Raw genomic sequence first — 22,785 nt, 5'->3', positions numbered from 1 at the left:
CTTATCTCCTTCAGCGCCGCGGAAGCACTACGCTAACGGACGCCCGGGGGAGGGCTCAGCTCCCCGTATCGACAGGAGAGACCCTCGTGCCGAAGTCACGGATCCGCAAGAAGGCCGACGATTACACGCCGCCCACGAAGAAGGCGACGAACATCAAGCTGACCAGCCGCAGCTGGGTGGCTCCGGTGATGCTCGCGATGTTCCTCATCGGGCTCGCCTGGATCGTCGTCTTCTACGTCACCGACGGCAAGCTGCCGATCGACCCGCTGGGCAACTGGAACATCGTGGTCGGCTTCGGCTTCATCGCTGCGGGGTTCGGCGTCTCCACCCAGTGGAAGTAGCGCCCCTCCCGCAGGGCTGAAAGCAAGCCTTGCCCTGAGTTATCCACAGCGCTATCCACATTCCGACACGGGCTGGGGAAAAGAACGAAGATCTGTGGATAACCCTCTCGGCGTTGACGCCGGTATGACTGGCTGATCGCCCGCACGCCCTCACAGGCCCCTTGCGCTTCCTGGGGAAACCCAGGTCAGCGACAAGGGGCACTGTTGTTCCCCACGCAATGCACAAGTGTGGGCACACGCTGTGGACAACTTTGACCATCGGGCGACATCGGCGGCCTTCAGAGGTCTGCCGACAGCCTGCGAGGGGTCTGCCGGCAGTCCGCTCGGGAGGGGTCTGCCGGCAGTCCGCTCGGGAGCCGGCTGCCGACAGCCCGCTGGGGAGAGGCCTCAGACGAGCTGGGCGGTCCTGACGACGATGGCCGCCAGGACGATGACCAGCACCACCGCACAGGTCCCCCACTGCACGAGCGCCCGCCGCTCGCGAGGCGCGTGCACCATGCCGTAGGCGATCGCGACACCGGCGACCAGACCGCCGACGTGCGCCTCCCAGGCGATGCCGCTCCAGGTGAAGGTGAAGAGCAGGTTCAGCGCGAGCAGCGCGATGACGGGACGCATGTCGTAGTTCAGGCGCCGCATCAGGACCGCGGTGGCGCCGAGGAGACCGAAGATCGCTCCGGACGCCCCGAGCGAGGCGTCCGTCGGGGCGGCCACGACATAGGTGAGCGCGCTGCCCGCCAGGCCGGACAGCATGTAGAGGGAGAGGTAGCGGGCGCGGCCGAGCGCTGCTTCCAGGGGGCCGCCGAGCCACCACAGGCCGAGCATGTTGAACGCGATGTGCCAGACCTCCTGGTGCGTGAACATCGACGTGACCAGGCGATACCACTGGCCCTCGGCGACGCCCTCGGTCGGCACGAAGGGCTCGGGCGGCCATGCACCGATCAGAACCAGCTCGTTGACCAGGCGGTCGCCCATGGCGAGGACCGCGACGAACACCGCGACGTTCAGGCCGAGCAGGATCTTGGTCACCAGGCGCGGGTCGGTGGCGATCGAGCCGCCCGCGAGCGTGCGCGGCTGGTTCGCCGTGGGCGCGTGGCCGGTTCCCGATCCCTCGCGCACGCACTCGGGGCACTGGAAGCCGACCGAGGCGCTGATCATGCACTCCGGGCAGATCGGCCGCTCGCAGCGGGTGCAGCTGATGCCGGTCTCGCGGTCCGGATGCCGGTAACAGCCGGGCAGCCGCGACGCGTCCTGCGGCCCCTGCGGGCTTCCTGGTGCCTGGTCCATGGGGTCCCCTCTAAGTCCGTACGAAGGCACAGTCACGCCCACGCGTGCGAACGCACCGCCCCGCCCTTCCTTACGGATGAGCGGGGCGGTTTGGTTCCCTCGTGGGATGCGCCGGTGTCAGGCGCCGCGGGTCTCGATGTCGACGGACTCGATGATCACGTCGTTCACCGGACGGTCGGTGCGCGGGTTGGTCTGCGTGGCCGCGATCTGGTCGATGACCTTCTGGCTCGCCGGGTCCGTGACCTCACCGAAGATGGTGTGCTTGCGCGTGAGCCAGGCGGTCGGGGAGACCGTCAGGAAGAACTGGGAGCCGTTGGTGCCCGGGCCCGCGTTGGCCATGGCGAGCAGGTAGGGCTTGTCGAAGGCGAGGTCGGGGTGGAACTCGTCCTCGAACTCGTAGCCCGGGCCGCCCGTGCCGTTGCCCAGCGGGTCGCCGCCCTGGATCATGAAGCCGCTGATGACGCGGTGGAAGACCGTGCCGTCGTAGAGCCGGTCCGTGGTCTTCTTGCCGGTCGCCGGGTGGACCCACTCACGCTCGCCCTGGGCGAGTTCGACGAAGTTCTTGACCGTCTTCGGCGTGTGGTTGGGGTGCAGCAGCACCTCGATGTCGCCTCGGTTGGTCTTCAGGGTGGCGTAAAGCTGCTCGGCCACGGTCTGCCTTCCGTTGTCCTCTGTGACGTCCGATCCTCCCACGGACCGGATTGCGACGAGTAGCCACCGAGTGGGCGCGCGCCGCCACGATCCGTGGCATTGTCGGCAAAGCACTCTCCTTGTACCGATTTGATCAGAATGATCGCACCCGGATGCCCGGCTGCGTCATGCCTCGGAGCGATCCGGAAGGCATGATCCTTGAAAGGGTGGAAAGGTGACATACCTATAAGCCACCGAGGAGGAGGATCCTGTGACCCGCATCGACAGCGTGCGCGCCGCGACCGGTTCGGCTAGGGACAGCGTGCGGCATGCCGCGGAGGCGGTGGCCCCTTACGCCGGAACTGCCAAGGAACAGGCCGTCCATTACGCGCACGAAAGCCGTGCCCGCCTCGCCCCCAAGGTGTCGCAGGCCGCCGAGCAAGCCCGTGTCCAGTACGGGGCTCACGTCGGTCCGCGCATCGAGCAGGCCCGCACCCATGTGCCGCCGAAGGTCGACCATGCCGCGCACGAAGCCGCCGTCCGCACCCGGAAGGCGGCCGAGCAGACCCGCAAGGCAGCCCGGCAGGCCGCCGATTATTCGAAGCCGCGGATCGAGCACGCCGTGGCCGCCGCTCAGCCCGTCCGCGAGGAGGCGGCGTCCCGTGGGGCGGCGGCTCTCGCCGCGCTGCGCGGTGAGGTCTCCCCCAAGGAGATCCAGCGGCTGGCCCGCAAGCACAACCGCCGGGCCCGCGCCGGGCGCATCGCCAAGGGCTTCGTGATCCTGGGCGTCGTCACGGGCGGTGCGGTCGCCGCCTGGAAGTGGTGGGACAAGCAGGCCAACCCGGACTGGCTCGTCGAGCCGCCGGCCGCCACGGAGGTCCCGGACAGCGCTCCGCTGACCTCGGTCGACGGCAGCGGTCAGGCCTCCCTCGACCCCGAGGTCCAGGCCAAGCAGGCCGAGACGGAAGCCTCGGAGCGCGACGACCTGCGCTGACCTGCAACGGCAACGACCTGCCGGCGCACCACTGCACCATCTGAACAAACTGAACAACCTGATCAAACGCCGTAGGGCGGGTCACCTCAGCTGAGGTGACCCGCCCTACGGCGTTGCTGTGGAGCCTAGGAGATTCGAACTCCTGACATCTGCCTTGCAAAGGCAGCGCTCTACCAACTGAGCTAAGGCCCCAAAAAGGGTGCGCCCAGCCGGAACCCAACTCGCTCCGGTGAGCAACGCAGACCAGAGTACCGGGTCTCCCCCCAGATCTCGCAAAAGGATTGGGGGTCCCGGTGAACGACCACGCTCCGTAAGATGCTCGGCGTGGTTCGCGGCAGCGAACCACGGTTTTTGGGGAAGCGATGGGGAGACGCAATGGACGCCGCACAACAAGAGACGACCGCGAGAGCACGAGAGCTCCAGCGGAACTGGTACGGAGAGCCGCTGGGGGCGCTCTTCCGCCGTCTCATCGATGATCTGGGCCTCAACCAGGCACGCCTCGCGGGCGTCCTCGGTCTGTCCGCGCCCATGCTGTCGCAGCTCATGAGCGGACAGCGCGCCAAGATCGGCAACCCCGCGGTCGTCCAGCGCGTCCAGCTCCTCCAGGAGCTGGCGGGCCAGGTCGCCGACGGCAGCGTGAGCGCCGCCGAGGCCACCGACCGCATGGACGAGATCAAGAAGTCCCAGGGCGGCTCCGTCCTGACCAACACCTCGCAGTCGACGACGAGTTCGGGTGCGCCCACGGTGAAGCGCGTGGTGCGCGAGATCCAGTCGCTGCTGCGCTCCGTCGCGGCGGCCGGCGACATCATCGATGCCGCGGACTCCCTCGCACCGACCCACCCGGAGCTGGCAGAGTTCCTCCGGGTATACGGTGCCGGACGCACCGCGGACGCGGTCGCCCACTACGAGGCGCACCAGAACTGAGCCGTCGACCGGGCCACCGGGCGGCCCGGAGGGGGAGCAATGCGCGACCATGGGTGAGGTCTTCGCAGGGCGCTACGAACTGGTCGATCCGATCGGCCGCGGGGGAGTCGGAGCGGTCTGGCGTGCCTGGGACCACCGGCGGCGGCGATATGTGGCGGCGAAGGTCCTTCAGCAGAGCGACGCACACACGCTGCTGCGCTTCGTGCGGGAGCAGGCGCTGCGCATCGATCACCCTCATGTACTCGCGCCCGCCAGCTGGGCCGCCGACGACGACAAGGTCCTTTTCACCATGGCCTTGGTCGGCGGCGGCTCGCTGGCGCACGTGATCGGGGACTACGGCCCGCTGCCGCCCCGCCTGGTCTGCACGCTCCTGGACCAGCTGCTCTCCGGGCTCGCCGCGGTGCACGCCGAGCGGGTCGTGCACCGTGACATCAAGCCCGCCAACATCCTGCTCGAAGCCACCGGCACCGCGCGCCCGCACCTGCGGCTCTCCGACTTCGGCATTTCGATGCGGATGGGCGAGCCCCGGCTGACGGAGACCAACTACATCGTGGGGACGCCGGGCTACTTCGCCCCCGAGCAAATGATGGGTGCCGAGCCGGACTTCACGGCCGATCTCTTCGCCGTGGGCCTGGTGGCGCTCTATCTGTTGCAGGGTGCCAAGCCGGACGCCAAGGCGCTGATCGAGCACTTCGCCGCGCACGGCACACCCGGGGCGCCGAAGGGCGTACCGGAGCCAATGTGGCAGGTCGTCGCCACGCTGCTGCAACCGGATCCGCAGGCGCGGTTCCGCACCGCCACGGGCGCGCGCAAGGCGTTGAGCTCGGCCGCCGAGCTGCTGCCCGAGCCGGGGTCCGACGACGAGACCGTCGAGATCTTCGACCAACTGGGCCCGCTTCCACAGGGGTACGGCCCCGACGGTCCTCTCACGGCCCCGCCGCAGCCGGTCTTCGCTCCTGCCTCCGTACCTCCCCCGCCGCTCATCGCGCCCCAGACCGGCAGCTTTCCGCTGACTCCGCCACCACCGCAGGGCGCCCCGTCCCTGGGGACACCGGCCCTCGGGACACCAGCCCTGGGGGTGTCCTCCACGGGGACGCCGTCCCAGGGGACGCCCTCGCTGGGGACGCCCTCGCTGGGGACGCCCTCGCAGGGCACGCCGCCGCAGGCCCCGCATGTGTCGGGGCAGGAGGCTCGGCAGATTCAGGACGGCCAGCAGGAGCAGCACGTACGGCAGCAGGATCAGTACGTACGCCAGCAGGATCAGTACGTACGGCTGTCGCACGGGCAGCCGCAGCCTCCGGTCGTGCAACAGCCGGCGACGCCGCCGCCTCCCGCTCGGTCCCCTCATGTCCCCTCCCCCCAATCGCCACCGGCCCCGGACCCGGCTCCGGTCCCCGCTCCGGTTTCAGTCCCGGCCCACGTCCCGGCCCAGGCGCCCATGCATCTTCAGGCACAGGCACCCGAGTCGTCACTCTCCGTGACGCCATCGACGCACCACGTATCCGCCTCTACTTATCAATACACCGCCCACGCCCCGCAGGTTCCACTCCAGCGCCGACCGGTTCCGCACCGGCAGAAGAAACGACCGGGGCCGCCCGCGAAGGTGGCGATCCCGATGCTGCTGGCCGCTCTGGCGTGCTTCGCGGTGGGCATCTGGGCCCTCACGCAGCTCTGATCGGCGAGCCACCTCGGCTCGTCCCGCCCCTGCACCGGCTCCCGGACCGACCTCTGGCCCTGGCCCCGGCCCCCAACCCCGGCGCGATCACCAAGCGGGCGGCGGCCCGTACTCCCCAGCCGAACCCGAACCGGAACCCGAACCCGAACCCGAAACCGGCCCCGAACCCGACCCCGACCCCGGCCCCGAAGAGCCAGCGGAAGAGGAAGAGGAATCGGCAGCGGAAGCCGCCGCTCTCCTCCGCCCCACCAGCGTCCACACCCCGAGGATCATCAGCAGCAGGGTCCCGGTGCCGAACCCCCCGGCGGCCACCACCCGCATGGCGACTCCGTCCCCACCGCCCCGGCTCCCACTTCCGCCGGCGCCCTCACCCCGCGCGTCCGCGTCACCCCGTACCGCCGCGTCCTTGTCCTCACCCGTGACGCTGAACTCGTCGGCGGGCCGTGCCGTGCCCACGTACGCGGGCCCCTTGTCCGCGGTGCCGTCGACGTTCACCCGCAGCGTCAGGTCCAGCGGGTCCTTGCCGAACTGCCCGGCGACCTTCGGGTTCAGATGGACGGAGAGGTAGTACCAGCCGGCGAACCGGGTTCCGGCCACGCGGTCCATCGGCGAGTAACGGTTCTCGTACGCAACGGGGGCCAGTGGTTTCAGCGCCGTCGACTTCTGCTGGCCGTCGTATGCCGTGTCGGCGTCGTCGATGCGCGCGCGTACCGGGTTGGCCAGTGACAGGACGAGCGCCGAGGGGACGTACTCGTCCCTGCCCCCGCGCGCCGTCCCCAGCTCGGCACTGGCGGAGATCTGCTGCCCCCAGTCGACCGGCACCCGGTAGAAGAGGGTCTGACCGGGCGTGATCCGGTCGCCCCAGACCCCCGGCCGCAGCGCGCGGGCGTCGTTGAAGCCGGTGCCGCCCCTGCGTTCCTCGCGCGTACCGGAGGGAGGCGTCGGCGAGGCGGAGTTCCACGGACCGGGCGGCGTCGTGGAGGCCCTCTTGGCCACGCCGGGCTCCGAGACGACGCGAAGTTCCGTGTCCCACGTCTCCGTACTGGAGCGGGGATCGCTGTTCCGCTCGACCACCACGTAGTACGTGCCGGCCGCTTCGCAGCGGTTCTCGGCGGGGCCGACCGCGCGCACCGCCCAGGCGGAGACGGGCCGCGGGCTCTGTGACGTACCGAAACGCGCGTCTCCGGAGTTGCAGGTGTTGCCGTTCGTGTCCTCCAAGGACACCTCGACGCCGTCCCCGTAGGCGACCTTCGCGTCGAGCCCTGGGACGGCGGTGGCGGAGACGTACACGGTCTCTCGGGCGTCGAGTTGCAGCTGGTAGTAGAGCTTGCCCCCGCGCCCGAGGGAGCTCTTGTACGTCGACCCGGGTGTGAGCCTCGGACTGTCCGTGCTGCTCTGCGCGCCGTCGACCGGGACGGCCCCGTCGGCGAAGACGTACGGAGCCGGGCTCTGGCCGCGGCCCTGGATCCGGCTCGGCGTGCCCTCCGTCACGGCCTGCCCCGAGGCCGGGAACGCCATCACCGCGCACAGCGCCGCCCCCATGGCCGACACCGCCCGGCCCCTGCCCAGCCGCCCCATCACGCGCAACCCCTCCCCTGAGCCCCAGTGGTCCCGCCCACTATGCCCACGCGGAGGCCCGGCGAGTCCTGCTCATCAGGAAGCCCGGCACCTTTGCTCACACCGGGTGAACGCTTGCCCGCGCAAAGTCGGTGAATGGAGGGGCGAAGAGATTTGGACAGCGGACGGCACAGGGCCCCGGCCGCAGAAGCGACCGGGGCCCTGTGAAGAGACTGTTGGCTGTACTCACGAACCCGTGGGCACGGAGTCAGTCGCCTCCGTCCACAGATCCTGCTCGGCGCGATCCGCCTGGATCTGGCGGTACACGAGGAGCCCGCCGATGGCGGCCAGTGCGACCAGGAGAAGCTTCTTCACCGCGCGACCTCGTCTTTCTTGACGTAAGGGACCTCTGGCGCCCGACTATACACACCGATCGATATCGATCGGTGACCTGGATCCACCCCAACTCCCGCCCTGAACACAGCAGTCGAATCGGGCATCGCCACTGCCTGGCGCCTCAGGGCCCGGCACGGCGTTCACCGCCGTTGACCTCGCCCGGACCTCTCTCAGGCCCTCCAAGGGCCCTTTACGGCCATCCGGGTGGTGTTCATCTGAACATCGACGCGCCACGGGCGTCGGTCCCACACTCTCGGCTCGGCATACACATCATGAGGAAAGTACGCAAATCGCCCAACCCGAAAGTGAGACGCCATGACCGGCTCCAAGGCCATGAAGCTGTGGACCACGCTCATCACCGCCTTCCTCGCACTCTTCGCCACGCTTGGATTCACCACGACGGCAGCGGCGGCCACGCTGGTACAGCAGGCCACGGAAACGTGCAAGAGCGCGCCGACCATGACGGCCCCACTCGCGGCCTACTGGGCAGCGGCGTACGAACGGTCCCTGCCGCCCACGATGAAGCAGCGCATCCGGGCCGAGGCCCACGGATCGTCCCCGAGCTGCCGCCACCTCGCCACTGACGACACGGAGACGGCCGTCGAAGCCGAGGCCCATCCGGGCGGGCTCGCCGCGGAGCCGTAGCCACACCCCGGCCCTCCCGGCCGCCGCTCCTCCCCTGAGCCCCGCACAGTGACCCTCACGGACACGACCAGCACAGGGAACAGGGCCCCCACACATACGAAGAAGACCACCCCAGGCCACATCGGCCGGGGGTCTTCTTCGTGCCCGAGGGGGTCTTCTTCGTGCCCGAGGGGCTCTTCTTCGTGCCCGGGGGGGGCCGACAAGAGCAGGAAGCCGTCTCGCTGCCCGTCGGCCTGCTGGAAGATCCGCTCATCGGCTGATGTCAGCCGTGGACGCAGAAGACCCCCAGTCGTGATCGACTGGGGGTCTTCTGGCTGGTGGGGCTAACAGGATTTGAACCTGTGGCCTCATCCTTATCAGGGATGCGCTCTAACCAACTGAGCTATAGCCCCGCCGCGCTGCGGTGTGTCCCGCGCGCTGACCTCTGAAGATTAGCGCACGTCCGGGCCAGTCCCAAAATCGATACCTCCGCGGGCCCCGGAGCGGCCCCGAGGCAGGGGATCAGCAGCCCTCGGCAAGGCCCGGACGGGTCCCGCCCGCCCCCGCCCGGCCCCGTCCGGCCCCCTCGGTCACGCCGGAACAGGGGACACCGCATCCCACAGCGGGACACGGAACAGGGCCCCGCTCTGTACGAGCGAGGCCCTGCGCCTGAGCGAGCGGAAAGAGCAAGAGGACTACTCGTCCTCCGCCAGCGTCAGCTCCACGCCGCCCACGAAGCCCGCCGAGAGGTTGTAGATGAACGCGCCGAGCGTCGCGAGCGCCGTGGCGAGGACCACGTCGATGACCGCGATGATCGTCGTGAACATCAGGACGCGCGGCAGCGACAGGAAGGACTGGAGGTCGAAGCCGTTGGACTCGTTCGAGCCCGTCGCCTCCGAGATCGTGCCGCCCACCGTCGAGAACACACCCATGGCGTCCATGACCATCCACAGCACGGCGGCCGCGACGATCGTGCAGATGCCGAGCGCGATGGAGAGCAGGAAGCTGACCTTCATCACCGACCACGGGTCGGCCTTGGCCACCCGCAGCCGCGCCTTGCGCGTCCGGGGCGTCGTACGCGCTCCTGTGCGCGGCCTGCGTACGGCACCCGTCTGGGCACCCTGGTAGGCCTGCGGCGGGTGGTACGGCTGTGATCCCTGCTGCTGGGGCTGGCGCTCGCTGGGCAGCGCACCGGTGGCGCTCTGGGCCCCCTGTGCTCCTCCGGCGTACTGCGCGGACTGGGCCGACTGCGGCCCTCGGGTGTCTGTCACGGTTCCCCCCTGGGATCCACGAGACTCATGCGAGTCGGGAGAATCAGTGGCGGAGCCACGGACACCGTCTGTACCGGCTGTGCCGGCTCCACTTGCTCCGGCGCCCGTGGCTCCACTCACGATGACTCTCTCCTCGCGCTACTCGGCCGCGGACTCCGTGCCCTCGTCCGTACCGGCGGCCGGCTCGCCCTCGGCCGATTCGACGACGATGTCACCGTCGACCTCTTCGGCCTCGCGCCCGGCCTCGGCGTTACGAGCGATACCGACCACGGCATCGCGCTTGCCCAGGTTGATCAGTTGGACGCCCATGGTGTCACGGCCCGTCTCCCTGACCTCGTTGACTCGCGTACGAATCACACCGCCGCTGAGGGTGATGGCGAGGATCTCGTCGGTCTCCTCCGTCACCAGCGCGCCCACGAGCTCGCCGCGGTCCTCCACGATCTTGGCGGCCTTGATGCCCAGACCACCACGGCCCTGGACGCGGTACTCGTCGACGTTGGTGCGCTTGGCGTACCCACCGTCGGTTGCGGTGAAGACGAAAGTACCCGGCCTGACGACATTCATCGAGAGCAGTTCGTCGCCACCGCGGAAACTCATTCCCTTCACGCCCGATGTCGCGCGGCCCATGGGACGCAGCGCGTCGTCCGTCGCGGTGAACCTGATCGACTGCGCCTTCTTGCTGATGAGCAGCAGATCGTCCTCGGAGGAGACGAGTTCGGCGCCGATCAGCTCGTCGTCCTTGCCGTCGTCCGTCTCACGGAGGTTGATGGCGATGACGCCGCCGGAGCGAGGCGAGTCGTAGTCCTTGAGCGGGGTCTTCTTGACCAGACCGCCCTTGGTGGCGAGCACCAGGTAGGGCACCGCTTCGTAGTCGCGGATCGCCAGGATCTCGGCGATCTGCTCGTCCGGCTGGAAAGCGAGCAGGTTCGCCACGTGCTGGCCGCGGGCGTCGCGTCCGGCGTCGGGGAGCTCGTACGCCTTCGCGCGGTAGACGCGGCCCTTGTTGGTGAAGAAGAGCAGCCAGTGGTGGGTCGTGGACACGAAGAAGTGGTCGACGATGTCGTCCTGCTTCAGCTTCGTGCCGCGCACGCCCTTTCCGCCGCGCTTCTGCGAGCGGTAGTCCTCGGTCTTGGTGCGCTTGATGTAGCCGCCGCGCGTGATGGTGACGACGATGTCCTCTTCGGCGATCAGGTCCTCCATGGACATGTCGCCGTCGAAGGGCACGAGCGCCGAGCGACGGTCCTCGCCGAACTTGTCGACGATCGCCGCGAGCTCCTCGCTGATGATCTGGCGCTGCCGCTCGGGCGAGGCCAGGATCGCGTTGTACTCGTTGATCTTCGCCTGGAGTTCGTCGTGCTCGGCGACGATCTTCTGGCGCTCCAGGGCGGCCAGGCGGCGCAGCTGCATCTCGAGGATGGCGTTGGCCTGGATCTCGTCGATGGAGAGGAGGCCCATCAGGCCCTCGCGCGCGACGTCGACCGTCTGGCTGGCCCGGATGAGCGCGATGACCTCGTCGATCGCGTCCAGGGCCTTCAGCAGGCCGCGCAGGATGTGGGCGCGCTCCTCGGCCTTGCGCAGCCTGTACTTCGTGCGCCGGACGATGACCTCGACCTGGTGCGTCACCCAGTGGCGGATGAAGGCGTCCAGGGAGAGGGTGCGCGGCACGCCGTCGACCAGGGCCAGCATGTTGGCGCTGAAGTTCGACTGGAGGTCGGTGTGCTTGTACAGGTTGTTCAGGACGACCTTGGCGACCGCGTCGCGCTTCAGGACGACGACGAGGCGCTGTCCGGTGCGCGAGGACGTCTCGTCGCGGACGTCGGCGATGCCGCCGACCCTGCCGTCCTTGACCAGGTCGGCGATCTTCTGCGCGAGGTTGTCGGGGTTGGTCTGGTACGGGAGCTCGGTGACCACCAGGCACTGGCGGTTCTGGATCTCCTCGACCGCGACGACCGCGCGCATGGTGATGGAGCCGCGGCCCGTGCGGTAGGCCTCCTCGATGCCCTTGCGGCCCACCACGAGTGCGCCGGTGGGGAAGTCGGGGCCCTTGATGCGCTCGATGAGCGCGTCGAGCAGCTCCTCGTGCGAGGCGTCCGGGTGCTCCAGGGCCCACTGCGCGCCCGCCGCGACCTCGCGGAGGTTGTGCGGCGGGATGTTGGTGGCCATGCCGACCGCGATGCCCGCCGAGCCGTTGATCAGCAGGTTCGGGAAGCGCGCCGGCAGGACCGTCGGCTCCTGGTTGCGGCCGTCGTAGTTGTCCGTGAAGTCGACGGTCTCCTCGTCGATGTCACGGACCATCTCCATGGCCAGCGGCGCCATCTTGCACTCGGTGTACCGCATGGCGGCCGCCGGGTCGTTGCCCGGGGAGCCGAAGTTTCCGTTGGAGTCCACCAGGGGCATCCGCATCGACCACGGCTGGGCCAGGCGGACCAGGGCGTCGTAGATGGAGGAGTCGCCGTGCGGGTGGTAGGTGCCCATGACGTCGCCGACGACGCGGGCGCACTTGTAGAAGCCCTTCTCGGGGCGGTATCCGCCGTCGTACATCGCGTACAGGACGCGGCGGTGCACGGGCTTCAGGCCGTCGCGTACGTCGGGCAGCGCGCGCGACACGATGACGGACATCGCGTAGTCGAGGTACGAGCGCTGCATCTCCGTCTCGAGCCCGACGGGCTCGACGCGCAGGCCCACGCCGGGAACGGCGGGCTCCTCTTCGGGCATCACAGGGGTGTTCTCGTCGGCCATTGCTGGTCAAAGTCCTTTCGAGGTGCGGCTTGTGCGGGCCGACTCAGATGTCGAGGAAGCGGACGTCCTTGGCGTTGCGCTGGATGAACGAGCGTCGTGCCTCGACGTCCTCGCCCATCAGCACCGAGAACAGGTCGTCGGCCTGTGCCGCGTCGTCCAGGGTCACCTGGCCGAGAACGCGGTGGTCCTGGTCCATCGTCGTCACGCGCAGCTCCTCGGCGTTCATCTCACCGAGACCCTTGAATCGCTGGACCGAGTCGTCCCTGACGCGCTTGCCGGCCTGGCGGCCGAGCTCGATGAGGGCGTCGCGCTCGCGGTCCGAGTACGCGTACTGGAAGTCGTCCCTGCTCCACTTGATCTTGTAGAGCGGCGGGCGCGAGAGGTAGACGTGCCCGGACTCGACGAGCGGCCGCATGAAGCGGAACAGGAAGGTCAGGAGCAGGGTGTTGATGTGCTGGCCGTCGACGTCGGCGTCCGCCATCAGGATGATCTTGTGATAGCGGAGCTTCTCGATGTCGAAGTCCTCGTGCACGCCCGTGCCGAAGGCCGAGATGAGGGCCTGGACTTCCTGGTTGTGCAGGATCTTGTCGATCCGCGCCTTCTCGACGTTCAGGATCTTGCCTCGGATGGGCAGGATCGCCTGGTACATCGGGTCACGGCCGGACTTCGCCGAACCACCGGCGGAGTCACCCTCGACGATGAAGATCTCGCACTTCGTCGGGTCGTTCGACTGGCAGTCGGAGAGCTTGCCGGGCAGGGACGCCGACTCCAGGAGGCCCTTGCGGCGGGTCAGGTCGCGCGCCTTGCGGGCGGCGACGCGGGCCGTGGCGGCCTGGATGCTCTTGCGGATGATGTCCGCGGCCTCGTTCGGGTTCCGGTCGAACCAGTCGGTGAGGTGCTCGTGGACGACCTTCTGCACGAAGGTCTTGGCCTCCGTGTTGCCCAGCTTGGTCTTGGTCTGACCCTCGAACTGGGGCTCGCCGAGCTTCACCGAGATGATCGCCGTCAGACCCTCGCGGATGTCCTCGCCCGTGAGGTTGTCGTCCTTCTCGCGCAGCAGCTTCTTCTCGCGCGCGTACCGGTTGACCAGGCCCGTCAGTGCGGCCCTGAAGCCCTCTTCGTGCGTGCCGCCCTCGTGCGTGTGGATCGTGTTCGCGAAGGAGTAGACACCTTCGGTGTACTGCGAGTTCCACTGCATGGCGATCTCGGCCGAGAGCATGCGCTCCTTGTCCTCGGCCTCGACGTCGATGACGGTCGGGTGGATCACCTCGCCCTTGCGGGAGTTGAGGTACTTCACGAAGTCGACGATGCCGCCCTCGTAGAAGTAGGTCACCGTGCGGGCCTCGGCGGCCTCGTCGTCGGTGGCCTCGGCCGAGTCGGCGCCCGCGGTCGCCTTCGCCGAGTCGCGCTCATCAGTGAGTTTGATCGTCAAACCCTTGTTGAGGAACGCCATCTCCTGGAAGCGCCGTGCCAGCGTCTCGAAGGAGTACTCGGTCGACTCGAAGACGTCCGGGTCGGCCCAGAAGGTGACCGTGGTGCCCGACTCGTCGACCGGCTCGTGCTTGGCGAGCGGGGCCGTCGGGACGCCCAGCTTGTAGTCCTGGGTCCAGCGGAAGCCGTCGCGCTTGATCTCGACGGCGAGCTTGGTGGACAGGGCGTTCACGACGGAGACACCGACGCCGTGCAGACCACCGGAGACGGCGTACCCGCCGCCGCCGAACTTGCCGCCCGCGTGCAGGACGGTCAGGACGACCTCCACCGCGGGCTTCTTCTCCACCGGGTGCATGTCGACGGGGATGCCACGGCCGTTGTCGACGACGCGTACGCCGCCGTCGGGCAGGATCGTGACGTCGATGGTGTCCGCGTGCCCGGCGAGGGCTTCGTCGACGGAGTTGTCCACAACCTCTTGCACGAGGTGGTGCAGGCCACGCTCACCGGTCGACCCGATGTACATGCCAGGTCGCTTGCGGACCGCGTCCAGACCCTCGAGGACGGTGATCGCGCTGGCGTCGTACGAGGCTGTGACCTCGCCGTGCTCGCCGGCGGCGGTGGACGGGATGTTCTCGTTGGGGTTGCCGGAATCGGCCACGAAGCGCCCTTTCTGGCACAGCACAAGCCAAGCACCCGGCGGTGGCCGGAGCGGCTGCGTCGTTCAGCGATAGTCAGCGTTGCTCGGTGCGACCCACAAGTGGGGCGGGATTAGCTTCCAGTCTACCGGTAGCGCCGACAGTGATGGGGGTTTGCCGGTACCTGAGTCCGCATGTGCCGTCCTGAACCGGCATCATCCGACTCCCCATATGCGGCCCGGGGCTCTAAGAGGCTCACAGCGGCACTCAGCGCTTCGGGGTGTCAACCGCGAGCTACCAACCGGTACGGCCTCAGCCGTAGGTGTCTCCGGGGCCCGTGCTGCCCGGTGCGCGCAGGGGTCCGAAGCGTCGCGCGGGGCCGCCGGGACCGAGGACTTTGATGAGGCGCACGGTGCCGTGGCCCAGGTCCTCGTTGAGGCGCGCGACCAGCTGCGGGGCCAGCAGCCGCAGGTTCGTCGCCCAGGCCGTGGAGTCGCACTGGACGGTCAGGACCCGCTCGCTCTCGTCGTACCGCTGCGGGACGCAGTGCTTGGCCAGGTCCTCGCCGACGATCTGCGGCCAGCGGCCCATCACGCCGCCGACCGCGGCCGGTGTCTCCCAGCCGCGCTCGGTGATCAGGCGGTTGATGGCGGAGCCGAGCGGCTGCGGATCACGCCCGTCGGCGCGCGCTCCGGAGCGCAGTCCGCCCCTGCGGGCCTGCTTCTTCTGCTGCGCGGCGTCGCCACGCGCGCGTGCCTGTTCCTTGGCGGCGCGCAGGGCGACCCGTGCGAGGTCGACGCCGGAGGGCTCGGGCGTCTTCGGCGTCTGCGCGGGACCATCGGCGGCGCCCCGCGGGGACTCCTTCGCGGGCTCTTCGGCGCTCATGCGCGCTCCCTGCCGGGGCCCGTCATACCCGCTCCGCCGCGCCGTCCGACACCGCGAACCGCGTACCGGCGAGCACGCCCGGCACGTCGTCGTCCACGGCGGCCGTGACCAGGACCTGCTCGCCCGGCGCGACCAGCTCGGCGAGCCGCTCCCTGCGACGCGCGTCGAGCTCCGCGAACACGTCGTCCAGGACGAGCACGGGTTCGTTCCCCTCTGCCCGCAGGAGGTCGTACGAGGCGAGGCGCAGCGCCAGGGCGTACGACCAGGACTCGCCGTGGCTGGCGTACCCCTTCGCGGGGAGCTGGCCCAGCTTCAGGAGGAGGTCGTCGCGGTGCGGGCCGACCAGCGTGACGCCCCGCTCGATCTCCTGCTTGCGCGCCTCTTCGAGCGCGGCGATCAGCTGCTCGAACAGGACCTCGCGGGTGTGGCCCTCGCCCGGGGCCGACGGCTTGTACTCCAGGGCGACGGGGCCGCCGCCGGGTGCCAGCTGCTCGTACGCCTTGTCGGCGAGCGGCTGGAGCGCGGAGATCAGGTCGAGGCGCTGTGCGAGCAGTTCGGCGCCCGCGCGCGCGAGGTGCTGGTCCCAGACGTCGAGCGTGGACAGGTCCATGGTGCGGCCGCCGTGGCGCCGGGCCAGGGCCGCCGACTTCAGGAGGGTGTTGCGCTGCTTGAGCACGCGGTCGTAGTCGGACCGGACGCCCGCCATGCGCGGGGAGCGTGCGGTGATCAACTCGTCCAGGAACCGCCGGCGCTCGCCCGGATCGCCCTTGATCAGCGCGAGATCCTCGGGCGCGAACAGGACCGTGCGGACGATGCCGAGTACGTCGCGGGGCCTGACCTGCGAGGACCTGTTGATACGGGCGCGGTTGGCCTTGCCCGGGTTGAGTTCGAGCTCGACGAGCTGCTGGCGCTCGCCCTGCTGGACGGCGGCCCGGATGACGGCGCGCTCGGCGCCCATGCGCACCAGGGGGGCGTCCGACGAGACCCGGTGGCTGCCGAGCGTGGCGAGGTAGCCGACGGCCTCCACGAGGTTCGTCTTGCCCTGGCCGTTCGGGCCCACGAACGCGGTGACGCCCGGATCGAGAGGGACCTCGACCCGGGCGTACGAGCGGAAGTCGGCCAGCGACAGATGCGTGACGTGCATGGTGTGCGCCGACCTCCCCCGGCTTCCTTCACTTGCTGAGAGGCCTGTGGGAAACAGCGGATGTTCCCCACAGGCTGTGGATCAGTTCTCGCTCTTGGACTCGACCGCGTGGCCGCCGAACTGGTTGCGCAGCGCCGCGATCATCTTCATCTGCGGGGAGTCGTCCTGGCGCGAGGCGAACCGGGCGAAGAGCGAGGCCGTGATCGCGGGCAGCGGCACGGCGTGGTCGATGGCGGCTTCCACCGTCCACCGGCCCTCTCCGGAGTCCTGCGCGAAGCCGCGCAGCTTGGCCAGGTGCTCGTCGTCGTCCAGGGCGTTGACCGCGAGGTCCAGCAGCCAGGAACGGATGACCGTGCCCTCCTGCCAGGAGCGGAAGACCTCGCGCACGTCCGTGACGGAGTCGACCTTCTCCAGGAGCTCCCAGCCCTCGGCGTAGGCCTGCATCATGGCGTACTCGATGCCGTTGTGGACCATCTTCGAGAAGTGGCCCGCGCCGACCTTGCCGGCGTGCACGGAGCCGAAGTCACCCTCGGGCTTGAGGGCGTCGAAGACCGGCTGCACCTTCGCGATGTTCTCGGCGTCGCCGCCGTACATCAGCGCGTACCCGTTCTTCAGGCCCCAGACGCCGCCGGAGACGCCGCAGTCGACGAAGCCGATGCCCTTGGCGGCGAGCTCCTCCGCGTGCTTCTCGTCGTCCGTCCAGCGGGAGTTGCCGCCGTCCACGACGACGTCGCCGGGCTGGAGCAGCTCGGCGAGCTCGTCGACGGTGGACTGGGTCGCGGCTCCGGCCGGAACCATCACCCAGACGACGCGCGGGCCCTTGAGCTTGTTCACGAGCTCTTCGAGGCTGTGGACGTCCGCGACGTCCGGGTTGCGGTCGTATCCGATGACGGTGTGGCCTGCGCGGCGGATGCGCTCGCGCATGTTGCCGCCCATCTTGCCGAGGCCGACGAGACCGAGCTCCATCAGTGGTTCCTTAAGTAGCGATGTGGCGTGGAGGCACCTTCGTACCCGCGTCCGAGCCTACGCCCGGACGCTCGCTCACACCTGTGGGCTCAGCCGCTCAGACGTACGGGCATGATCAGGTACTTGTAGGCCTCGTCGGCCTCCGCGTCCAGGGCCGGCTTGCCGCTCAGGAGCGCCGGCTTCGTCGACGTCGTGAACGACAGCTGGGCGACCGGCGAGTCGATCGCGCTCAGGCCGTCGAGCAGGAACGTCGGGTTGAAGGCGATCGAGATGTCGTCGCCGTCGAGCTGGGCGTCGACCCTCTCCACAGCCTGTGCGTCGTCGCTGGAACCCGCCTCGAGGATCAGCACGCCCTGCTCGAAGCTCAGCCGCACCGGGGTGTTCCGCTCGGCCACCAGGGCGACGCGCTTGACGGCCTCCACGAAGGGGGCGGTCTCGATCACCGCGATGGAGTTGAACTCCGTCGGGAACAGCGTGCGGTACTTCGGCAGGTCGCCTTCGAGGAGACGCGTGGTCGTACGCCGTCCGGCGCCCTCGAAGCCGATCAGGCCCTCACCGGCACCGGAGCCGGACAGCGCCAGGGTGACCGTGTCGCCGCTCGTGAGCGCCTTGGCGGTGTCCAGGAGCGTCTTGGCGGGCACCAGGGCGACCGCGGACGCCTCGGGGTTCTCCGGCTTCCACAGGAACTCGCGGACCGCGAAGCGGTAGCGGTCGGTGGAGGCCAGCGTGACCGTGTCGCCCTCGATCTCGATGCGCACACCGGTCAGGACGGGCAGCGTGTCGTCGCGGCCCGCGGCAATGGCCACCTGGGCGGCGGCGGAGGCGAAGACCTCACCGGGGACGGTGCCGGTCGCGGTGGGCATCTGCGGCAGCGCGGGGTACTCCTCCACGGGAAGCGTGTGGAGCGTGAAGCGCGAGGAGCCGCAGACGACCGTGGCCCGTACACCGTCTGTGGAGATCTCCACCGGGCGGTTGGGAAGGGCGCGGCAGATGTCGGCGAGGAGCCGGCCGGAGACGAGGACCGTGCCCTCGTCGTCGATCTCGGCGTCCACGGAGACGCGGGCCGAGACCTCGTAGTCGAAGCTGGACAGGCTCAGAGCGCCTTCCTCGGCCTTCAGCAGCAAGCCCGCCAGGACAGGTGCCGGGGGCCGGGCCGGGAGACTGCGCGCCGCCCACGCCACCGCCTCTGCGAGTACGTCGCGTTCCACCCGGATCTTCACTTAGCCGCCCTCCTGCTGTTGCTGGCACTGGGGACCAGTCTGACGCACCGCACTGACAGTGGGTGCCCGTCGGGGTCAAGTCGTGACGAGCGGCGTCGGAGACCGGGAGAGCGAGTTGTGCACAGGCCCCTCTTCCAAGCGAATTCCCCGGTGACTCTAAGTGGGAGTAGTAGTAGGGCCTGTGGAAACCGTGGATAACCGTCTTTTCGCAGGTCAGTGCCGGTTTTTTATCCACTGGGCCTGTGGGCGGGGGCGGTGGACAACCGGTGGTTTCTGTGGACGGGCGAAAGTTCTGCACACCCGGTGCACAGGCAGGGGGTACTTCTCCCCAGCGCTGTCCCCAGCTTTACCCACCTTCCCCACAGGCCAACCGACCACCTTGGTGTGACGCCTTTCACTCGGCACGGTGACGGGGCGCGTTGCGTTGCCGAACAGTGGACAGCGGTGTGGAGAAGCTGGGGAAAGCTGGGGACAACCGGCTCGAGCCTGTGGGCGGCCGGTGGACAAGTTCATGCACACCCTGTGGACGAGATTTTCCTCCACAGCCTGTGGAGGACCGTCGTCCACCAATCCACAACCACCTGACCTGGCTTGATGATCCTTCAGCAGGGTCCCCTGTGGACATCATCTGGACAACTTCGCGGTCCCCAGGGTGTGGAGGGGAAAAAGGGCCCGGATCTGTGGAGAACAGGCCTCTCAGCTGGGGAAATCGAACAGCGACGGGCCTCGGACGGGCCTCGGACGGGCCTCGGTCGGTTCTCTGATGGGCTCCACGCGCGCGTGCGGACGGCAGCGGAGGGGCGGTGGAACAGCAAAGGGCGCCCCGGAAGTCGTTCCGGGGCGCCCTTCGTGACGTGTCTGCGTGGCTCGGCGCCTTGGGGGCGTGCCTTGAGGCGTGGCGTGCCTCGGGGCCGGCCTTCAGCCGTTCTTGATGCGGTTGGTGAGTTCGGTGACCTGGTTGTAGATCGACCGCCGCTCGGCCATCAGCGCGCGGATCTTGCGGTCCGCGTGCATGACGGTCGTGTGGTCGCGGCCGCCGAACTGCGCGCCGATCTTGGGCAGCGAGAGGTCCGTGAGCTCGCGGCAGAGGTACATCGCGATCTGACGGGCCGTCACCAGGACGCGGCTGCGGGAGGATCCGCAGAGGTCGTCCACCGTCAGCCCGAAGTAGTCCGCCGTCGCGGCCATGATGTTCGTCGCCGTGATCTCGGGAGCCGCGTCCTCGCCGCCCGGGATCAGGTCCTTCAGGACGATCTCCGTCAGACCCAGGTCGACCGGCTGCCGGTTGAGCGAGGCGAAGGCCGTGACCCGGATCAGCGCGCCCTCGAGCTCACGGATGTTGCGTGAGATGCGGGACGCGATGAACTCCAGGACCTCCGGCGGGGCGTTCAGCTGCTCCTGCACTGCTTTCTTGCGGAGGATGGCGATGCGGGTCTCCAGCTCCGGCGGCTGGACGTCGGTGATCAGTCCCCACTCGAAGCGGTTGCGCAGCCGGTCCTCCAGGGTCACCAGCTGCTTGGGCGGCCGGTCACTGGAGAGCACGATCTGCTTGTTCGCGTTGTGGAGCGTGTTGAACGTGTGGAAGAACTCCTCCTGCGTCGACTCCTTGCTCGCGAGGAACTGGATGTCGTCGACGAGCAGGATGTCCATCTCCCGGTACCGCTTGCGGAAGGTGTCGCCCTTGCCGTCGCGGATGGAGTTGATGAACTCGTTGGTGAACTCCTCGGAGCTCACGTAGCGCACGCGCGTGCCGGGATAGAGGCTGCGCGCGTAATGCCCGATGGCGTGCAGGAGGTGCGTCTTGCCGAGCCCGGACTCCCCGTAGATGAACAGCGGGTTGTACGCCTTGGCGGGCGCCTCGGCGACGGCGACCGCGGCCGCGTGGGCGAAACGGTTCGACGCGCCGATCACGAAGGTGTCGAAGAGGTACTTCGGGTTCAGGCGCGCGGTGGGTTCACCGGGAGCCGACGCCGGGGCCGGCTGAGCGGCGAGCGGGCCGGGGGCGCCGCTGCCGTGGACCCCGTGACCGCCGTGGCCGCCGCCCCTGGGGTCGTGGCCGCCGGAGCCAGGGGACTGCTCGTGACGCTCGCGTCTGTCGTGCCGGTCCTGCTGGTCGTGGCGGTCCTGCCGGTCTTGCCGGTCCTGGCGTTCCTGACGGTGCTGCTCGTACGGGGAGTGCCGCTGCGGCGGCTGCGACCGGTAGTCGTGCTGCTGCGGGCTCGCGTACGGGTCCCGCTCGGGGAAGCCGAGGCGCTGCTGCTGCCAGCCGTAGTCGTCCTGCTGCGGGGGCTGCGGCCAGGCGCCGGGGCCGGGGCGCTGGTAGTCGGGGTAGGCGGGGCGGGCGCTCGGCAGCTGGTCGGAGCCGCGGCCCTGGGTGTGATCGTCCGAGGTGCGGCGGCCGTAGCCGTCGTACGTCTCGTGGCCCTGGCCGGGGCCCTGGTGCTGTTCCGGGTCGTCGTAACGCTGCTGCTGTTGTTGCTGGCCGGGCTGCTGCTGGAGCGGCGGTGCCGGCGGGGTCGGCCGGTCCATGGGGTCGCCGACCGAGTCGTCCACCGTGATGGCGATACGGATCGGGCGGCCGCACTCGCGGCTCAGCGATTCACTGACGATGGGCGCCAGGCGTCCTTCGAGCACGCCCTTGGCGAATTCGTTCGGTACGGCCAGCAGAGCGGTGTCGGCGACCAGCGCCAGCGGCTGGCAGCGCTTGATCCAACGCTCGTCCTTCGCGTCTACACCGTGCCCCCGCCCCTCACCCAGCAGCTGCTCCAGAACTCGTGGCCACACTGCGGCAAGATCGGCAGGTACGTCAGCCACAAGGCACGCTCTCTCACGGGGTCCCACGAAGGTGTGGTTCCTGGGACGGAAATCGGGATGGGCAGGGAGAAGGGAATGAATCGGAGTTTGGCCACGGTAGTCAGGGCAACGGCTGCGGTTCAAGTTGTTGTCCACAGGCTGTGCACAGTGTCTCTCCCTGACGGTCGGTTTGACCGGATGGCGTAGCCCCGCGTACCGTGACCAGGTCGAGTTGTCGATGGCTGCTGCCGCCTGCCTCCGATGGGCAAAGATCACGATCTGTGATTGTGAAGCGGTGCACTCGGTGCGTATTCGCGAGCTTCTCGTGGGCGCACGGTGACAGCCAGGCGATGTCCCGCCACCACACAATCATTTCTGGAGCCCCCGAGTGAGCAAGCGCACCTTCCAGCCGAACAACCGCCGTCGTGCCAAGACCCACGGCTTCCGCCTGCGGATGCGCACCCGCGCCGGCCGCGCGATTCTCGCGAACCGTCGTGGCAAGGGTCGCGCCAGCCTTTCCGCTTAATCGCATTAGGTCATGACGTCGTGCTGCCTACCGAGCATCGGCTGAGGCGGCGCGAAGACTTCGCGACCGCGGTACGCCGAGGACGACGGGCCGGACGCCCGCTTCTCGTCGTCCATCTACGTAGCGGTGCAACGGACCCGCACGCGCCTGGGGAGAGCGTTCCCCCGACGCGTGCGGGTTTCGTCGTGAGCAAGGCCGTGGGCGTCGCCGTCGTACGCAACAAGGTGAAGCGCAGGCTTCGCCATCTGATGCGCGACCGGGTGAGCCAGCTGCCCCCCGGTAGCCTGGTAGTCGTACGAGCGTTGCCCGGATCGGGCGACGCCGCCCATGCACAGCTGGCCCAAGACCTGGACGCCGCCCTTCAGCGGCTGCTGGGAGGGGGCGCTCGATGAAGTACCCACTGCTGGCTCTGATCAAGCTGTACCAGTGGACGATCAGTCCGCTGCTTGGTCCGGTGTGCAAGTACTACCCGTCGTGCTCTCGCTACGGCTACCTGGCCATCGACCGGCACGGTGCGATCAAGGGAACGGCGCTGACGGCCTGGCGCATCCTGCGGTGCAATCCGTGGTCGCTCGGTGGTGTCGACCATGTCCCGCCGCGCAAGCGTCCGCGGTGGCACGAGATGCTGCGTGCCATGTGGCGCGAGCGCAAGGGCGGGCCCTCCGCCGCTGGCGTGCCCTCCGGGGAGGTCTCCCCGGATACCCCGAGCCCGGCCGCCGAGACCCCGTCCCATGCTCAAGGAGCCTGATT

Annotated in this window: 20 protein-coding genes and 2 tRNA genes; 8 read left to right on the top strand and 14 right to left on the bottom strand. The window is 69.0% G+C overall.

The window, feature by feature from the left end:
* The first annotated feature begins 86 nt into the window (after window positions 1-86).
* On the top strand, window positions 87-341 hold the full coding sequence (crgA, locus tag QBL25_RS21730; RefSeq protein WP_409058686.1) for a cell division protein CrgA: 255 nt from the start codon (window positions 87-89) through the stop codon (window positions 339-341).
* A gap of 387 nt (window positions 342-728) precedes the next feature.
* Here the strand turns inward: crgA and QBL25_RS21725 are convergent, their stop codons facing one another.
* Window positions 729-1,625 carry a rhomboid family intramembrane serine protease gene (locus QBL25_RS21725; protein ID WP_409058685.1) on the bottom strand — a complete coding sequence of 299 codons (897 nt, stop codon included), beginning with the start codon at window positions 1,623-1,625 and terminating at the stop codon, window positions 729-731.
* Between the two features lie 117 nt (window positions 1,626-1,742).
* Complete coding sequence (locus QBL25_RS21720; RefSeq protein WP_409058684.1) at window positions 1,743-2,276, bottom strand: peptidylprolyl isomerase; 534 nt, start codon at window positions 2,274-2,276, stop codon at window positions 1,743-1,745.
* A 250-nt stretch (window positions 2,277-2,526) separates the two neighbouring features.
* Here QBL25_RS21720 and QBL25_RS21715 point away from each other — a divergent pair, with 250 nt between their 5' ends.
* The gene (locus tag QBL25_RS21715; protein ID WP_409058683.1) at window positions 2,527-3,249 is read left to right on the top strand and encodes a DUF5324 family protein; all 723 of its coding nucleotides are present in this window, start codon (window positions 2,527-2,529) and stop codon (window positions 3,247-3,249) included.
* Window positions 3,250-3,368: 119 nt separating this feature from the next.
* Here the strand turns inward: QBL25_RS21715 and QBL25_RS21710 are convergent.
* A tRNA-Ala gene (locus QBL25_RS21710) sits at window positions 3,369-3,441 on the bottom strand.
* A 183-nt stretch (window positions 3,442-3,624) separates the two neighbouring features.
* Between QBL25_RS21710 and QBL25_RS21705 the strand changes: the two genes are divergently transcribed.
* Together QBL25_RS21705 and QBL25_RS21700 are read left to right on the top strand one after the other, a co-directional pair.
* Entirely contained in the window at window positions 3,625-4,173 is a 549-nt protein-coding gene (locus QBL25_RS21705) for a DNA-binding protein (protein ID WP_160506124.1), read from the top strand.
* Between the two features lie 49 nt (window positions 4,174-4,222).
* Window positions 4,223-5,848 carry a serine/threonine protein kinase gene (locus QBL25_RS21700; protein ID WP_409058682.1) on the top strand — a complete coding sequence of 542 codons (1,626 nt, stop codon included), beginning with the start codon at window positions 4,223-4,225 and terminating at the stop codon, window positions 5,846-5,848.
* An 87-nt stretch (window positions 5,849-5,935) separates the two neighbouring features.
* Here the strand turns inward: QBL25_RS21700 and QBL25_RS21695 are convergent, their stop codons facing one another.
* Window positions 5,936-7,390 carry a hypothetical protein gene (locus QBL25_RS21695; RefSeq protein ID WP_409062731.1) on the bottom strand — a complete coding sequence of 485 codons (1,455 nt, stop codon included), beginning with the start codon at window positions 7,388-7,390 and terminating at the stop codon, window positions 5,936-5,938.
* 261 nt (window positions 7,391-7,651) lie between these two features.
* A complete protein-coding gene (locus QBL25_RS21690) occupies window positions 7,652-7,780 on the bottom strand; it encodes a DLW-39 family protein (RefSeq protein ID WP_003999697.1) in 129 nt (42 codons plus the stop codon).
* 336 nt (window positions 7,781-8,116) lie between these two features.
* Between QBL25_RS21690 and QBL25_RS21685 the strand changes: the two genes are divergently transcribed.
* Window positions 8,117-8,446 (top strand): DUF6344 domain-containing protein, encoded by a 330-nt coding sequence (locus QBL25_RS21685; RefSeq protein ID WP_409058681.1) that lies wholly within the window; start codon window positions 8,117-8,119, stop codon window positions 8,444-8,446.
* A 315-nt stretch (window positions 8,447-8,761) separates the two neighbouring features.
* Here QBL25_RS21685 and QBL25_RS21680 read toward each other — a convergent pair.
* The 9 genes from QBL25_RS21680 to dnaA all read right to left on the bottom strand — a co-directional run bounded on the left by QBL25_RS21680 (window position 8,762) and on the right by dnaA (window position 21,530).
* Window positions 8,762-8,838: transfer RNA gene (locus tag QBL25_RS21680), tRNA-Ile, on the bottom strand.
* Window positions 8,839-9,120: 282 nt separating this feature from the next.
* Window positions 9,121-9,816, bottom strand: coding sequence for a DUF3566 domain-containing protein (locus QBL25_RS21675; RefSeq protein ID WP_409058680.1), 696 nt, complete (start codon window positions 9,814-9,816; stop codon window positions 9,121-9,123).
* Between the two features lie 18 nt (window positions 9,817-9,834).
* A complete protein-coding gene (gene gyrA / locus QBL25_RS21670; RefSeq protein ID WP_409058679.1) occupies window positions 9,835-12,435 on the bottom strand; it encodes a DNA gyrase subunit A in 2,601 nt (866 codons plus the stop codon).
* 43 nt (window positions 12,436-12,478) lie between these two features.
* A complete protein-coding gene (gene gyrB, locus QBL25_RS21665; RefSeq protein WP_409058678.1) occupies window positions 12,479-14,548 on the bottom strand; it encodes a DNA topoisomerase (ATP-hydrolyzing) subunit B in 2,070 nt (689 codons plus the stop codon).
* 265 nt (window positions 14,549-14,813) lie between these two features.
* The gene (locus tag QBL25_RS21660) at window positions 14,814-15,386 is read right to left on the bottom strand and encodes a DUF721 domain-containing protein (RefSeq protein WP_409058677.1); all 573 of its coding nucleotides are present in this window, start codon (window positions 15,384-15,386) and stop codon (window positions 14,814-14,816) included.
* 22 nt (window positions 15,387-15,408) lie between these two features.
* Entirely contained in the window at window positions 15,409-16,530 is a 1,122-nt protein-coding gene (gene recF, locus QBL25_RS21655) for a DNA replication/repair protein RecF (RefSeq protein WP_409058676.1), read from the bottom strand.
* Window positions 16,531-16,611: 81 nt separating this feature from the next.
* Window positions 16,612-17,496, bottom strand: a complete 885-nt coding sequence (gene gnd / locus QBL25_RS21650) for a phosphogluconate dehydrogenase (NAD(+)-dependent, decarboxylating) (protein ID WP_409058675.1) — start codon at window positions 17,494-17,496, stop codon at window positions 16,612-16,614.
* Window positions 17,497-17,585: 89 nt separating this feature from the next.
* Window positions 17,586-18,716: a DNA polymerase III subunit beta gene (gene dnaN, locus QBL25_RS21645; RefSeq protein ID WP_409058674.1), complete on the bottom strand. Its 1,131-nt coding sequence runs from the start codon at window positions 18,714-18,716 to the stop codon at window positions 17,586-17,588.
* Between the two features lie 918 nt (window positions 18,717-19,634).
* Entirely contained in the window at window positions 19,635-21,530 is a 1,896-nt protein-coding gene (gene dnaA, locus QBL25_RS21640) for a chromosomal replication initiator protein DnaA (protein ID WP_409058673.1), read from the bottom strand.
* 367 nt (window positions 21,531-21,897) lie between these two features.
* Here dnaA and rpmH point away from each other — a divergent pair, with 367 nt between their 5' ends.
* From rpmH to yidD, 3 genes are read left to right on the top strand one after another with little or no spacing between them, the layout of a single operon-like run.
* Window positions 21,898-22,035 (top strand): 50S ribosomal protein L34, encoded by a 138-nt coding sequence (gene rpmH / locus QBL25_RS21635; RefSeq protein WP_006381191.1) that lies wholly within the window; start codon window positions 21,898-21,900, stop codon window positions 22,033-22,035.
* A gap of 20 nt (window positions 22,036-22,055) precedes the next feature.
* Entirely contained in the window at window positions 22,056-22,427 is a 372-nt protein-coding gene (rnpA, locus tag QBL25_RS21630; protein ID WP_409058672.1) for a ribonuclease P protein component, read from the top strand.
* Window positions 22,424-22,783, top strand: a complete 360-nt coding sequence (gene yidD / locus QBL25_RS21625) for a membrane protein insertion efficiency factor YidD (RefSeq protein ID WP_409058671.1) — start codon at window positions 22,424-22,426, stop codon at window positions 22,781-22,783. Before rnpA ends, yidD begins: the two co-directional genes overlap by 4 nt.
* The last annotated feature ends 2 nt before the right edge of the window (window positions 22,784-22,785 follow it).

Origin of the sequence: Streptomyces sp. SYP-A7185 (assembly GCF_046103685.1) — a bacterium.
GTDB lineage: Bacteria > Actinomycetota > Actinomycetes > Streptomycetales > Streptomycetaceae > Streptomyces.
Note: the sequence above shows the minus strand (reverse complement) of the source record. Positions and strands in the feature narration are given on the sequence as shown.